Raw genomic sequence first — 14,039 nt, 5'->3', positions numbered from 1 at the left:
TCCCGGTCGTACTTCTTCCGCTTCTCTGGCATCGTGCTCCTCATTATCGATGCCTCTACGGTTCGGGGGGAACCTCACACGCCGGAGTCGACCGCAAGACGGTGCGACGGTATGTACAGGCCGCGCAAGCGGCAGGATTGGTCCACGGCGCCGGTGCCGACGCGTTGACCGATGAGCTGATCGGGAGAATCGTGACCGCGGTACGCCCGGTCCGGCCCAACGGGCACGGGCAGGCATGGGAACAACTGGCCGGGTTCACCGATCAGATCAGAACCTGGGTCGCCGGTGATGGCGACCAGAAACCGTTGACACTGACTAAAATTCACATCCTGCTTGCCCGTCAGGGATGCCAGGTGCCCTATCGGACGTTGGTGAGGTTCGCGACCGAGCAATGCGGGTACCGGCGAACAACATCCACCGTGCGCGTGGACGACTGCGCTCCGGGTGCAGAATGTCAGCTCGATTTCGGGTACCTCGGGCTGCTCGATGACCCTGCCAGCGGCAAACGCCGCAAGGTCCATGCCCTGGTGATCACCGCGGTCTACTCGCGGCACACGTTCGTGTGGCTGACCCATTCACAAACCCTGGACGCGGTGATCACCGGCTGCCAAGCGGCGTGGGAATTCTTCGATGGGGTGTTCGCCGTCATCATCCCCGACAACATGAAACCCATTGTCGCCCAGGCTGATGCAGTCAACCCACGGCTGAGTCGGGGATGGCTGGACTACGCAGCCCATGCCAGGTTCGTCACCGATACCGCTCGGGTGCGCACCCCGCAGGACAAACCCCGGGTCGAACGCACCATCCAGTACGTGCAGAAGAACTTTTGGGCCGGGGAAACCTTCACCGACCTCGACCATGCCCAGCAAGCAGCACGCACCTGGTGTGCTCACACCGCCGGCATGCGGGTGCACGGCACCACCGCAACCCAACCCGCGGTCGTCTTCGCCGCCGAGGAACACCGGCATCTGCTGCCGGTACCCCAGCAGCCCTACGATGTTCCGGTCTTCAAACAAGTGAAGGTGCACAAAGACTTTCACGCCTGTGTGGGTAAAGCGTTGTACTCGCTTCCAGAAACGTGGATCGGTACCACCGTCGATGTTCGCGCCGACTCCGAGACGGTGAAGTTCTATCACCGCGGCGAGCTGATCAAACAACACCCCCGACAAGGCGCGGGTGGTCGCAGCACCGATCCGGCGGACTACCCGGCAGATCTGGGTGCCTACGCCACCCGCAACATCACCGCCCAGCTGCAGCAATGCGAACGCTACGGCCCACATATCGGTCTCTACGCTGCGCGCATCGTTGATGACCCTCGCCCCTGGTCGCGCATGCGGGCGGTATACGCACTGATCGGGTTGGTCTCGACCTACGGAGCCGCACCAGTAGATGCGGCCTGCCAGTCAGCCCTCGCTCTCGATGTCATCGCGGTCACCAAGATCCGTTCCATGCTCGAACGTGGCACCGAAACCACCAGCCCAGCACTGCCCCGAGCCGCCGGTCACGCCCCCACCAGATTCACCCGTGACCCTTCCGAATTCGCCGCTGCCACAGCAGCACTGACCCTCATTCCAGGCACCAAGGAGAACTAGAGACCATGACCACCCAACCAATCGGTGCTGACCTGCTCCGCTCACTCAAAGCCCTCAAACTCGGTGCGCTCGCTGACACCCTCCCGCAACGCGCCGCGTTGGCACGGCAACACAAAACCTCACACATCAACTTCCTCGAACAGCTACTTGCCGACGAAGTCTCACGCCGCGAATCACGCTCTGCCGCACTGCGATCAATCAAAGCAGGCCTGGACCCAGCCATGCGCATCGATAGCTGGCGGGCCGAACACGACCTGCGTTATGACCGGGAACTACTCGAAGAACTGGCCACACTGCGATTCATCGAAGCCAAACAGTCAGCCATCATCCTCGGACCCGTCGGGGTCGGCAAAACACACCTAGCAACAGCTTTGGGCCACATGGCAATCGGCCGACGCCACACCGTCCTGTTCGCCCGCGCAGACAAACTGTTTCACCGACTCAAAGCCGCGCGCCTGGACAACAGCACCGACGCCGAACTCCGCAAACTCACCACCACCGAAGTCCTCGTCATCGACGACTTTGCCCTACGGCCCCTCGACGCCACCGAAACCAACGACTTTTACGAACTCATCGTCGAACGCCACCACACCAAGACCACCATCATCACCTCGAACCGAGAGCCCGCCGAGTGGCTGACCATGACCACCGACGCACTGCTGGCCCAATCGGCCATCGACCGATTGACCTCTCGAGCTCACACGCTGGTCGTGGAAGGCCCCTCGTACCGCCAGCGCCAACGCCCCGGACTTGACCGCCACGACCCCACCGCGCATCCTCAATAACGCGCCAAGGTGGTCCCATGCTCGTGGCAAACAGGTGGTCCCATAGCGGTGGCAAATGACACTCGATGTTGCCATCGAGTTGGCGCGTGACAACAATCCCCAGCATTTCGCCCTCGTTTTCGTCTGGACCGTTGCAGCGGGACTGTCGCTGATTCGGTGTAAGTGGTTTTGATCGCCCCCGGCGTGGGGCAGGAGGAATCACGACGATGACCGACACAATCGGGGGCGTGGATGCCCCGGTGGCAGGGCCGGTTCAGCCCGGTCAGGAACACGATGTCACCACCGCGGATGCGGTGCGTGAGCTCTCGAAGGCCGAGCAGGCCTTGGTAAGCGATCTAGTACGTAGCTCCCGCGCTCAGGGCGTGGCCCTGACCGGTCCTGACGGGCTGCTCAAAGCATTGACCAAGAGCGTGCTCGAAGCGGCGCTCGATGAGGAGATGACCGAGCATCTTGGCTACGACAAACATGACGTGGCCGGCCGCAACACCGGCAATTCGCGCAACGGCACGCGCACGAAACGGGTCCTGACTGACGCGTGCGGGCAGGTGCCGATCGAGGTCCCCCGCGACCGCAACGGCACCTTCGACCCGGTGATTGTCGGTAAGAGCAAACGTCGCGTCACCGATGTGGATCGGGTGGTGCTGTCGCTGTATGCCAAAGGCCTCACGACCGGAGAGATCTCGGCGCATTTCGCCGATGTCTACGGTGCGTCGGTGTCGAAAGACACCGTCTCCCGCATCACTGATCGGGTCATCGAGGAGATGGTGGGTTGGTGGGCACGCCCGCTGGAGAAGGTGTACGCGGCGGTGTTCATCGACGCGATCATGGTCAAGATCCGTGACGGGCAGGTGCGTAACCGGCCGATCTACGCCGCGATCGGTGTTGATCTCGACGGGCACAAAGACATCCTAGGCATGTGGGCCGGCGACGGGGGCGGTGAGTCGGCCAGGTTCTGGTTGGCGGTGCTCACCGACCTCAAGAACAGGGGTGTCCGCGACATCTTCTTCGTTGTCTGTGACGGGTTGAAAGGGTTGCCCGACAGTGTATCTGCCGCGTTCCCGTTGGCCACGGTACAGACGTGCATCATCCATCTGATCCGCAATACCTTCAAGTACGCCTCCCGCAAGTACTGGGACAAGATCAGCGCCGATCTCAAACCGATCTACACCGCGTCGACCGCCGCTGAGGCCCGGCTGCGGTGGGAGGAATTCGCTGAAAAGTGGGGCACGCCGTACCCAGCGATCGTGACCCTGTGGGAGAGCGCGTGGGAGGAGTTCATTCCGTTCCTTGACTACGACGTCGAGATTCGGCGAGTGTTGTGCTCTACCAACGCGATCGAAAGTCTCAACGCCCGCTACCGGCGTGCGGTGCGCGCTCGCGGGCACTTCCCGAACGAGCAGTCCGCACTCAAAACGCTCTACCTGGTCACCCGGTCGCTGGACCCGAAGGGTACCGGTCAGACGAAGTGGGCCGTACGCTGGAAGCCAGCGCTCAACGCCCTGGCAATCACGTTCGCCGATCGTATGCCCGCAGCCGAAGAACGCTGACCCGCCGAGCAATCGGAAACCGCCGCTTACACCGAATATCGGACAGACCCGTTGCAGCGGCGATACAGTTCGTAGTTCTTCGCGCCGATGATCGTGCCCTCCACATCGGTGAAGAGGTGCTGCGGACATCGGAGCGGGTTGCCGATGACAACGCCTTGATGTTCGCGGAGTATGCGGTGGGGATCGTCCTCTTGTGGCTACGCGATGCCGGCTTCCGGGATTCTGGCGGAGGTTCTGGTGGACCGCGGGGACGAAGTCGACCTCGTCGAGGCTAAGAGGTCGCTCGACCGATTACTGGGCGTTCCGAACACCGGCGACTGGATGACAGCGCGGGCAACAGCGGCACACGTGCGCGCCCTGTTGGCCCGAGCGCGCGCTGACCCCTCCTATCCGGACCTCGTTGAGCAGTATCGTTCCCTGTCAGAGCGCTTCGGATTCGAAGGCCACATCGATTCGGCTGCAACGATGTAGCGCGGACACCGGCAGGAATCGACTACACCGTGGATCGGTCACGAGCGTCTGGTCACTCGTCTCGCAACTTCTCGAGTTCTGCTCTGGCCACGGCGGTCAGTCGCTCGATGATCTGCTGGTAGGCGGGGGACTGGCGATGCACCAGCGAGGTGTGTGTTTCGCCGTCGACCAGGTGCAGTTCCGCGGTGCCGCCCGCCGCTCGGACGGCGGCGGTGTAGTGCCGCGAGTTGTCCGGATTCACGTCGTCGTCGGCGAGACCGTGGAAGAGGATCACCGGCAGTTGTGGGTCGAGGTTCTGGATCGGGTCCACCGAGGCATAGCGACCAGGCACCTGTTCCGGTGTGCCGCCGAGGATCTGCTTGATGACCCGGCCGTTGCCGTGGTTCACGGCATAGCGCATGTCCAAGGGACCTGAGATGGACACCACCCGGGACGGGACAAACGCTGGGCGAGAGCCCACTTCGTCATCCTCGAGCCGGTGTCGGGTGCCGACCCAGACCGCCAATTGTGCACCGGCACTGTGGCCTATCACCAGCTCGTCGTCGATGCTGAGCTGCGGATGGGTCTCGGCCATCGTGGGCACGTGGTCGAGTGCTCGGGCCACGTCGTGGAAGGTCGTCGGCCAGCCGCCACCGGTGCCGACCCGGCGATACTCGACGTTGTAGACGGCCAGTCCGCGGCCGGCGAGGTCGCGGGCCATCTCGTCGAACTGCTCTGCGCCGGCGCGACTCTCCCAACCGCCGCCGTGAACGATGGTGACCAGCGGGACGGATCCGTCCTCGTGGTCCCCGGCAGGTAGGTACAGGTTTGCCCAGTTCTCGGCAGGGTCGGCGTCGGCGGGACCGAGGTACTCGATTCGCTCGATGTCGATTCCATCTGAGCTCTGGGGGACAGGTGGTGCTGCCGTGGGCGCGTGAGTTGTCGCGCTCACCGACGACGACTGTGGAGCCGGCTCATCGGACCCGGCGGAGCATCCGGCGGTCCCGATGACGACGAGAGCCACAGTGGCTGTTGAGATCAGATGACATACGCGCACGCCGAATTCAAACACGCCGGCGGTGATTTCGGGGTGGGGAATTGTGACCGGAGACGACGGACGCGTCTCTTTCCACTTTCAGAATAACGCCAGGAACGGGGCTTGCGGCAAGGCCCCGGCGAGCGTGCACAATTGCTCGGCAACTGTCACGGACGGAAGGATTCGCATTGGCGGAGATGGCAGATACACCCGAACGATTCACGGTGCACGAATCGGGCGTCTGGTTTCACGGCACCAAGGCCGACCTGAAGGTCGGGGACCACCTGGTGCCAGGTCACCGGTCGAACTACCGACCTGAACACACAGCGAACTACGTCTACATGACGAAAGTGCTCGACGGAGCGGTGCTTGCCGCCGAGATGGCGCAGGGGGACGGTCCGTGCCGGGTCTACGTCGTCGAGCCCGAAGGCCCGGTGGAAGATGACCCGAACGTCACCGACAAGAAGTTCCCGGGCAACCCGACGCACTCGTTTCGCAGCGACCGGCCCGTCCGGGTCGTCGGGGAGATGACCGACTGGACACCCCATTCGCCCGAGTTCCTGCAACGATTTCGCGAGGGGTTGGAGGTGCTGCGCCGGGAAGGTCGTGACGTTGTCTACGACTAGTCCACGGCGGCCGGTCCGGCTGATCAGACGCCGGCGTCCTGCGGGTCCGGGTCGGTGCGACGGTCGGTGTCGGAGAACACGTCCTGTCCGGGCTCGCTGTCGAGGACCTCTCGCCGGAACACCAGCAGGAAACCGAAATAGAGTCCACCGACGAGGATCAACCCGCCGACGATGATCATGGGGACGGTCGCGTCGATGGGGGAGAGCAGGATGACGACGGCGCAGACCGACCACACCAGCGCGGCGACGGCCACCGGCAACTCGAACCGGCCGAGGTCGAAGGCGCCGCGCTTACGGTCCAGGCGTTTACGGACGGCCAGATACAGAATGACGACGAGTCCGTAGGTGATCGCGGGGAAAAGAGTGCCCGCGGTGATGAGTTCGATCAGCGCGTCGCCCGGCAGCACGATCATCACGACGATCCCGATCACCAGCGGGAGCACGGTGGCCGCGATCGGGGTCTGGGATCGCTTGTTGACCCGTCGCATGAGCTGATGCGCCGGGAACCGCCCGTCGCGCGCCATCGCGAACACCATGCGCGCGCATGACGTCATCGACACCAGTCCGCCGTCGAAGAAGGCGATCGCGATCACCACCAACAGGATTCGCTCCATCGGTGCCCCGAACTGGTCTCGCATGATGGTCGCCACCGGCGACTCCGAGGCGGTCACCTTGTCGATGTCGTCGATCGCCACTGTCAGCCCGATGAGGAACAGCATCCCCAGGATGCCGGCCGCTGCGACCGAACCGACGATGGCCCGGGGCACGGTCCGGTGCGGATCCTTGGCTTCCTCGGCCATGTTGGCTGCCGAGTCGAAACCCACCAGAGTTGCCAGTCCGACGATCATCACCGCCATCAATCCGCCGCCGAAGGCGAAGTAATCAGCTGAATCCGATGCGACGCCGCGCGATCCGAGATTGCCGGCCGAACCGTCCCCGGTCACCGCGACCGCCACCAACAGGGCGATCACGAGTACCACCACGATCGTGACCTCGACGCCCACTGCCAGCGAGTTGATCAGCCCGACGAGTCGAGTCGATGCGATCGCCAGCGTCGCCTGAACCAGCAGGATCACGACGGTGAGGACGCGGGCGGTGTGCTCGTCGGGAGAGATGTTGAACAGCGGCATCAAGCACTGGCTGGCCATCGCGAAGTCGATCGCCATCAGTCCGACGATGAGGTAACAGAAGGTCAGCCAACCGAAGATCCAACCCACGCGTGGGTTGGCGAGTCGGGACGCCCACTGGTACGACGATCCGCTGAGCGGGATGCGGGCGGCGAACTGGGCGATCACCAATGCCACCAGCATCTGTCCCGCCAGCGCGATCAGCCAGGTCCAGATGCCCACTGGGCCCGCATTGTTCAGCAACATGCCGTAGGTGCCGAAGATGCCGACCGCGACCGAGATGAACGCGAAGGACACGGCGAACACCTGGAATGAGCCGAGGGTCCGTTTCAGCTCCGGTGTGTAGCCGAACTCGACGGACACCTCGTTCGTATCGTCCTGGGATGTCTGGTCGCTCATCTGGCCTCCGCCGCTCAGGTCGGAACCAAAGCTAGACGGCGTTCTTCAAAATCGACGCAAAACGCGCGAAACGTCCCCCGACTGACCTACGCGTCCACAGGACGCTGTGAGGCACAGGAAGTCCGCTGGGGTCAGCGGGTACGGCCTTGGCGCAGTGCTTCGGTGACGGAACGGAACATGGTGGACTTGATCGCACCGAGGGTGCTCGAGTCCTTGCCGACGAGCGGCTTGAGTCGATCGAGCGCGCCGGAGACGATGTCGTTCTCATCGGCGACGGCGTCGACGAGACCGGCTGCGACAGCTTCCGGTCCGGCATACCGGTGTCCGGTGGTCATGGCGGTGACTGCGGTCTGTGGTGTCACCTTGGCCTGGATGAGGGCGGCCATGCCCGCCGTGAACGGAATGTTGATGTCGATCTCGGGGAAGCAGTAGTAGCCGCGGTCCTCGCGCATCAGCCGATAGTCGTGAGCGAGTGCGAACATCGCCCCTGCGCCGAACGCGTGACCGTTCACACCGGCGACCGTCGGCAGCGGGAAGGTCAGGATCCGGACGAAGAGTTCCTGCACCTGTTCGACATACGCGTCAGCCTTGTCGCCGTTGGCGAGAAGCCACTCGAGATCGAGTCCGTTGGAATAGAACTTGCCCGAGCCGACGGTGACCAGGCCGCGGGCTGCGGACTCGGCTCTGTCGAGGTGTTCGTCGATGGACTCGAGAACCGCAGGGGAGAAGCGGTTCTCGTCCTCACCGAGAGTGAGCACGGCGATGTCGTCATGAAAGTCGAGGGTTGTAGCCATCGGAGGTTTTCCTATCTGTCGAGAGACGTTGAGGCAGTTGACGATGAGTCGGATCCGGGAGGATCGAGTGTCAGCACGGCACGGACGGCGGTTGCGAGGCGCTCGCGCACGGCCGCATCCGCCGTGCGTCGACCGCGAAGAAGAAGCGCGGTCGGGAGTTCGACCACGCAATCCCTGATGATCTCCACCGTCTGGCGGTCGGTTCGTCCCCAGACCGCTTGCGACAGCTTCACGAACAGGTCGACGAGGTCCTGGTCGAGGTTGCGGAGTTCATCGGCCAGGTCGTCGGGTAGTTCACCCGACCCGAGGAGTTCGTGGCGGTTCACCGTGAGCAGGAACCGCCCGGACGTCGGGTGGTCGAGCGTGAAGCGGGCCGGCGCGTCAGCCGCTGCGACCACGGCTTCCACCGCGGTGGTATGACCATGACCCTCGCCGCCGGCCAGGATGGCATCCACCGCAGCGCCTTGCGTACCCAGGAAGCGCCGCGCAGCGCGAAGCCACACCCGCCCGACGAGCCCCGCGCGGGACCCGAACGCGTGATAGATCGCGCCGTTGGAGACCGACGTCAGATCTGAGAGGGCCCGCACCGTCACTGCTGCAGCGCCGGATTCGACCGCCAGCGTTTCGGCAGCATCGAGCAACCGCTCGAGATCGTGCGTTCTGGGCCGCGGCATGGCACGACGATAACAGAGCGCATGCTCTGTTATCGTCGTGCCCTCCCGCAACCGACAGGTTAGGGACGGGCGTTGTGAGCTGACCTAACGATATGCGCGGTGTGTCCGTATGATCACGCGCATGCCCGGTCTTTCCTCTTCCCTTCAGTACACCTCCCGTGTCAGCCGATCAGCCGCCGGTCGCACCCGGCCTCGGTTCGCGTCGCTGGGCCTGGCGATCCTGGCGACTGTGATGTCCCTCGTCGTTCTGGCGCCGAGCGCGCAGGCCGATCGGGTGATCAACGGAATCCTGGTCGGAGGGAAGATCGAAGAGGCCTACGCACAGAGTGGCGGGTTCTGGAAGTGGGGTGTACCGACCGGGCCCGAACGTGCTTCTGCCAAGCGCGGCCGCTACCAGACGTTCGCTCGCGACGCGTCGTTCTATTGGCATCCTGCGGTCGACGGCGGCACGGCACACCAGGTCGGCGGCGCCATCCGGACCCGCTGGCAGAAGGTCGGAGCCGAGCGCGGTGCGCTCGGATTCCCCGTCACCAACGAGTACAAGTCGGGAAGCGGGCGGAGCAACGACTTCCAGGGGGGTGTCGTGACGTGGTCCAAGGCCGGCGGCGCCCAGATCGTGTGGGGTGGAATCCTGCAGAAGTGGCGTGCACACGGCGGCGCAAAGGGCTACTACGGCGTCCCCCTCGGCGGCGAATATCGCAGCGGTGGTCGTTTCGCCCAGGACTTCCTGAATGGCACCATCTTCTGGCCCTGATCCGCCGGTACGCTGGTCGCTCATGATCCGGATATGGTCCTCGGTCGTCGCGACCATCGTTGCTTTGGTGGTGGCGGGTTGCTCGACGACGGACGGTGAAGGCGGCGTCGCGGCGACTGTCACCGAGACGGTGACGTCAACGCCTCCGATGGAGACGAGTCCGGCGAACTCCGAGATCACCACTGAGGGTGGGGATGCCGGTCCGAAGAGCGCGCCCGCGAGTGAGGGTGCGCGACTCACCGTTACCGATATCCGTATCGGGACGCACGACGGATTCGATCGAGTCGTCTACGAGCTCGGTGGTACGGGTCTGCCTGGCTGGCGGGTGTCCTACGTCGACGAGGCTGTCCAGGACGGCAGTGGATTCCCGGTCGACGTCGCGGGCAACGCGATCCTGGAAGTTCGGATCACGGGGTCGGCGTACCCGTTCGACAGCGGCGTCGAACCCTATGACGGTCCTGATCCGGTTCGCGCGCAACCCGGCGGCTCGGTGGTGGAGGTGCGGAGCGCGCTCGTATTCGAAGGTGTCACACAGTCTTTCATCGGCGTATCCGAACCCGCGAGGCCGTTCAGCGTCGACGTGCTGACCAATCCGACGCGACTGGTGATCGACGTACAACGCTGATCGTGCCGCTGGTGGTGTGGGCGAACCCGTCGCCGGGAGCGGAGCGAGATAAGGCGGTTTACGCGGGATGAACCCGATACGGTGTACGAAGTAAGGTGTCGGAAGGATCGATCATGCCCACGTCACGGCGAACCCCCGCGCCCCGCTGGCTCAAGCCGATGAACAAAATGTTCCTGTTCATGCAGCGCTTCGGTGCGATGAAGGAGTTGCCGGTCCTGATCGTGACCGGCCGAAAGAGTCGAAAGACGCGGCGCACTCCGCTGACCGTGATCACTCTGGATGGAGAGCGTTACCTCCTCGAGGGATTTCCCGGCGCCGACTGGGCGCGCAACGTCCGCGCAGCCGATGGACTCGCGCAGTTGTCGATTCGCGGAGACGTGACCGACGTCCGACTTACCGAGTTGCCCGCGGACCAGGCGGTTCCGGTGCTCCGTGCCTGGCCCGAGCTTGCGGGCAGCGACGGCCCGAAAATGATGAAGGACGCCGGCGTGGTCACCGATGTCACGCCGGACGCCTTCGCTGCTGTCGCCGGACGATGTGGAGTGTTCCGGATCGATCCTCGGTGACTCATTCCCGACGGCTCCGACCGCGGCGATGTTTACCCGCCGAGCCGGATGGTTATGTAACCCTCGCGCTTCACGTGTCGGAAGAACGAAAGGTATGAGACATGGCCGGACTCATCGTGGGACTGTTCGCCCCCATTGGCCTGACCGTGTTCACCCTCGGCATGGACGTCGTCCAACGCCGGATGGAAACGCCTGGTCGCGGGAAGAGCCGTGCACTCCGAGTGATCCGAGGCGCGGTCGTCCCGGCGGCCTCCCTTACAGATGCGGCTCCACGGGCCAGGAAGCTCAACTGACTCGCCCGCGGCAGCGGGAGCACGAGCTGCCGTTCGACGCGCGTGTGGGCGTCGTCAGTGCGCGTATTCGCGGGAATCGGTTGTGTACGCCGGGATTCCGTAATCGTCGAGGCGTCGTTTCACCAAGGCGGTGATGTACTGATCGGCGACATCCTGTAGCACGGGGACCTTGCCCGCGATGCGGACGGCGGCGAACCGACCGGTCAGCAAGGGCGCTGTCACGGCGGCGCGGGCAAAGTCGTTGACCGAGAGGTCGACGCCCATGTCGGCTGCCTTCTTCAGATTGCCCTCGCAGAAGGCGGCAGCGAATGCCAGTTTGCTGTAACTCTTTTCGACGGCATCGGCGGCGCGGTCGAAGGTGCTCCCGGACGGGCGCAGGTAGGCATTCATCGTGGACGTGACGAGTTTGCGGCATTCGTCGTCGTAGCCGTGTCGCAGCGTCGCGGCGCGCGCGTTGAACAGATCGACGATCTCCCGCGGAGATCCGGGTAGCAGTTCTTCAGGAAGTCCGAGCAGGTAGCCGCGGTAGCGGTGGAACTCGACCATCGCCCGCTCGTCGTAGGGGAGTTCGCGGTTGGCCCGCACTGCCTTGTCCGCCTTCTGGTATGGACCGATCATTCCGGCCGGGAACTGATCGATCTGCGGGACCGGCAACCCGTAGATCCTGGTGTCCCAGGTCCGCTTCTTGCTGTTGTGGCCGCGGCCGGTTCGTTGCAGGGCGTTGAACCGGACCATCGAGTGCATGAGTCGCACCATGACGGTGGCTTCGAAGCCCGCGCTGAAGCGTTCGAGACCGCCGGGTAGTGCCGTCACCGCAAAGTAGGCCGTGGTCTCGTTGACACGATGCGCGGCACGGGTGCCCGACAGTGCTCCGGTGATCGTCATCGGCAGTGCCGCATAGCTGTTGGTGAACGTCGCGAGGAACGCGCCCCGAGTCATGAAGGGGGAGACGAGCGCGGCATACAGGCGCGAGTACGTGGCGCCGTCCTCGACGAGATCGAAGTTGATCCAATCGGGTTTCTCCTGCATCACCGCGATGAGCTCGGCGATCTCGGGTGGAGCCTCGGGGACGTTCTCCGCGCCCTCGCGGCACACGCGGCGAACCAAGCTCACCAGCTCGGCGACCGGATACCGCGTGGCCAGTGCTGCCACTCGGTCCGCGGGGACGTCGGCCAGAAATGTCGAGGTGTGCACCAACTCCAGGAGGCGCGGATCGTTCAGGTACCTGGAGCGATCGCCCAACCGAGTCAGCAGGGCTGACTTCACACCCGGATCGGTGGTGAAACGCTCCGGGGTGACGGCGAAATCGAAATCGCCGTACAGCTCGGGTAACTCGTCGGCCTGCCGGGTGACGCGCTCCGCCAGTTCCGGGTAGTGATGCGCCATTCCGACCTCTCAGACACTGCCGACGATGTAGCTGCCAGTCATTGGATCAGGTGGAGCGTCGCCATATGGGCGGATCGGGACAATTCGGAGAATGTGTCTCACGGACAGGTGAATGTCCCGCGCCGGGTTGTGGTCGTCTACCTACGATGGGGAGATGCCGCGAAGTGGGCGATCAGCGCAGACGATCCGGAGCGAGCCGTTCTTCACCATCGGTCACTCCACTCGGACCCTTGCCGAGTTCATCGATCTGCTCGCCGCGAGCAGCATTCAGGTGGTTGCCGACGTCCGGAGGCTCCCCGGCTCGACTCGATACCCGCAATTCGACCAGGACGCGCTCACGGGGAGCCTGGACGAATCGGGGATCGGGTATTGGCACGCTGAAGGACTCACCGGGCGGCGTCCGGTGAGTCAGGACGTGCCGGTCGATGTCAACGGGTGGTGGGAGAACCGCAGCTTCCACAACTATGCCGACCATGCATTGTCCGACGAGTTCGCAGATGCACTCACCGGACTGCGCGGGAGGGGGCAGGACTCGCGCGTGGCGCTGATGTGCTCGGAGGCGGTGTGGTGGCGGTGTCACCGGCGGATCATCGCCGACCATCTGCTCGCCCGCGGCGAGGACGTGTGGCACATTCTCGGCGCCGGCCATGTCGATGCCGCGCATCTGAGTGCCGGCGCGGTCGTCGGCCCGCAGAATCAGGTCACCTATCCCGCCGCGACCTGAGTCGGAACTGTCGGTCGTGGACAGTGCGTCAGATCAGCCCGGCCCGGTTGGACTCCGCCCGGTTTGCTGACCCCTCGTAATCTAGCTACTTTAGATTTATGACTCCAGCGTCGCCCGGGTCGGGACTGTCGGACCCTCACGCCTCAGGCGAGATGACCAGGCTGTATGCCGAGGACCTGTCAGCGGGGGAGGTCTTCGAGTTGGGCACGGCGAGCGTGACCGAAGTCGAGATCATCGACTTCGCGAGCCAGTACGATCCGCTGCCGATTCATGTCAGCCGGGAAGTGGCGGCGAACGGGCCGTTCGGCGGCATCATCGGAAGCGCGGCGCATTCTCTGGCGCTCTACTCCGGTCTGGCTTCGCGCATGTTCGTTCCTCGGCTGGCCCTGGTGGCCGGCAAGGGCATCGAACGCATGCGTCTGCCCAATCCGCTTCGCCCGGACGTCATTCACACGGCCAGCATCACGATCCTCGGAGTTTCTCCGCGTTTCCGCGGTGACGCACCGACCACAGACCGCGCAGATCTGCGCTGCGCTGGACAGCTCGTCGACGCCGATGGCCGGGTCGTGCTGACGATGGAGCCAGATAGCGCCCCTTGGGGTGGTGGACTTCGGACCGGCGTGAGCCACGCGTTGTGATCAACGAGTCGTGGTGAATGTTA

14 protein-coding genes are annotated in these 14,039 nt (G+C 64.2%); 9 read left to right on the top strand and 5 right to left on the bottom strand.

Going from position 1 to position 14,039, the window contains the following annotated elements:
- The 3 genes from istA to BPODLACK_RS22485 all read left to right on the top strand — a co-directional run.
- Positions 1-1,592 (top strand): IS21 family transposase (gene istA / locus BPODLACK_RS22495; RefSeq protein ID WP_328723065.1); only part of this gene is annotated, 1,592 nt, incomplete at its 5' end.
- A gap of 5 nt (positions 1,593-1,597) precedes the next feature.
- Positions 1,598-2,377 carry an IS21-like element helper ATPase IstB gene (istB, locus tag BPODLACK_RS22490; protein WP_024498877.1) on the top strand — a complete coding sequence of 260 codons (780 nt, stop codon included), beginning with the start codon at positions 1,598-1,600 and terminating at the stop codon, positions 2,375-2,377.
- A gap of 206 nt (positions 2,378-2,583) precedes the next feature.
- Positions 2,584-3,924 carry an IS256 family transposase gene (locus BPODLACK_RS22485; protein WP_236577755.1) on the top strand — a complete coding sequence of 447 codons (1,341 nt, stop codon included), beginning with the start codon at positions 2,584-2,586 and terminating at the stop codon, positions 3,922-3,924.
- 523 nt (positions 3,925-4,447) lie between these two features.
- Here the strand turns inward: BPODLACK_RS22485 and BPODLACK_RS22480 are convergent.
- The gene (locus BPODLACK_RS22480) at positions 4,448-5,326 is read right to left on the bottom strand and encodes an alpha/beta hydrolase (protein WP_232512988.1); all 879 of its coding nucleotides are present in this window, start codon (positions 5,324-5,326) and stop codon (positions 4,448-4,450) included.
- A 281-nt stretch (positions 5,327-5,607) separates the two neighbouring features.
- Here BPODLACK_RS22480 and arr point away from each other — a divergent pair, with 281 nt between their 5' ends.
- Positions 5,608-6,036: an NAD(+)--rifampin ADP-ribosyltransferase gene (gene arr, locus BPODLACK_RS22475; RefSeq protein WP_024497540.1), complete on the top strand. Its 429-nt coding sequence runs from the start codon at positions 5,608-5,610 to the stop codon at positions 6,034-6,036.
- Positions 6,037-6,059: 23 nt separating this feature from the next.
- On the opposite strand, the gene BPODLACK_RS22470 is transcribed toward arr, so the two are convergent.
- The 3 genes from BPODLACK_RS22470 to BPODLACK_RS22460 form a co-directional block, all read right to left on the bottom strand.
- Positions 6,060-7,562, bottom strand: coding sequence for an APC family permease (locus BPODLACK_RS22470; protein WP_024497541.1), 1,503 nt, complete (start codon positions 7,560-7,562; stop codon positions 6,060-6,062).
- A 131-nt stretch (positions 7,563-7,693) separates the two neighbouring features.
- Positions 7,694-8,356 carry an enoyl-CoA hydratase/isomerase family protein gene (locus BPODLACK_RS22465; protein ID WP_024497542.1) on the bottom strand — a complete coding sequence of 221 codons (663 nt, stop codon included), beginning with the start codon at positions 8,354-8,356 and terminating at the stop codon, positions 7,694-7,696.
- Positions 8,357-8,367: 11 nt separating this feature from the next.
- Positions 8,368-9,030 carry a helix-turn-helix domain-containing protein gene (locus BPODLACK_RS22460; RefSeq protein ID WP_024497543.1) on the bottom strand — a complete coding sequence of 221 codons (663 nt, stop codon included), beginning with the start codon at positions 9,028-9,030 and terminating at the stop codon, positions 8,368-8,370.
- A 121-nt stretch (positions 9,031-9,151) separates the two neighbouring features.
- Between BPODLACK_RS22460 and BPODLACK_RS22455 the strand changes: the two genes are divergently transcribed.
- The 3 genes from BPODLACK_RS22455 to BPODLACK_RS22445 all read left to right on the top strand — a co-directional run bounded on the left by BPODLACK_RS22455 (position 9,152) and on the right by BPODLACK_RS22445 (position 10,975).
- Positions 9,152-9,784, top strand: a complete 633-nt coding sequence (locus BPODLACK_RS22455; RefSeq protein ID WP_024497544.1) for an LGFP repeat-containing protein — start codon at positions 9,152-9,154, stop codon at positions 9,782-9,784.
- A 22-nt stretch (positions 9,785-9,806) separates the two neighbouring features.
- Positions 9,807-10,409 carry an AMIN-like domain-containing (lipo)protein gene (locus BPODLACK_RS22450; protein ID WP_024497545.1) on the top strand — a complete coding sequence of 201 codons (603 nt, stop codon included), beginning with the start codon at positions 9,807-9,809 and terminating at the stop codon, positions 10,407-10,409.
- A gap of 113 nt (positions 10,410-10,522) precedes the next feature.
- Positions 10,523-10,975 carry a nitroreductase/quinone reductase family protein gene (locus tag BPODLACK_RS22445; RefSeq protein ID WP_024497546.1) on the top strand — a complete coding sequence of 151 codons (453 nt, stop codon included), beginning with the start codon at positions 10,523-10,525 and terminating at the stop codon, positions 10,973-10,975.
- Positions 10,976-11,322: 347 nt separating this feature from the next.
- On the opposite strand, the gene BPODLACK_RS22440 is transcribed toward BPODLACK_RS22445, so the two are convergent.
- The gene (locus tag BPODLACK_RS22440) at positions 11,323-12,654 is read right to left on the bottom strand and encodes an oxygenase MpaB family protein (protein WP_024497548.1); all 1,332 of its coding nucleotides are present in this window, start codon (positions 12,652-12,654) and stop codon (positions 11,323-11,325) included.
- A 154-nt stretch (positions 12,655-12,808) separates the two neighbouring features.
- Between BPODLACK_RS22440 and BPODLACK_RS22435 the strand changes: the two genes are divergently transcribed.
- On the top strand, positions 12,809-13,378 hold the full coding sequence (locus BPODLACK_RS22435) for a DUF488 domain-containing protein (RefSeq protein WP_051349549.1): 570 nt from the start codon (positions 12,809-12,811) through the stop codon (positions 13,376-13,378).
- 152 nt (positions 13,379-13,530) lie between these two features.
- Positions 13,531-14,016 carry a MaoC/PaaZ C-terminal domain-containing protein gene (locus BPODLACK_RS22430; protein ID WP_159406276.1) on the top strand — a complete coding sequence of 162 codons (486 nt, stop codon included), beginning with the start codon at positions 13,531-13,533 and terminating at the stop codon, positions 14,014-14,016.
- Positions 14,017-14,039: the final 23 nt, after the last annotated feature.

This window comes from Gordonia sp. YY1 (assembly GCF_009872315.1).
Classification (GTDB): Bacteria; Actinomycetota; Actinomycetes; order Mycobacteriales; family Mycobacteriaceae; genus Gordonia; species Gordonia amicalis.
This window is presented reverse-complemented; position numbering and strand designations above follow the sequence as displayed.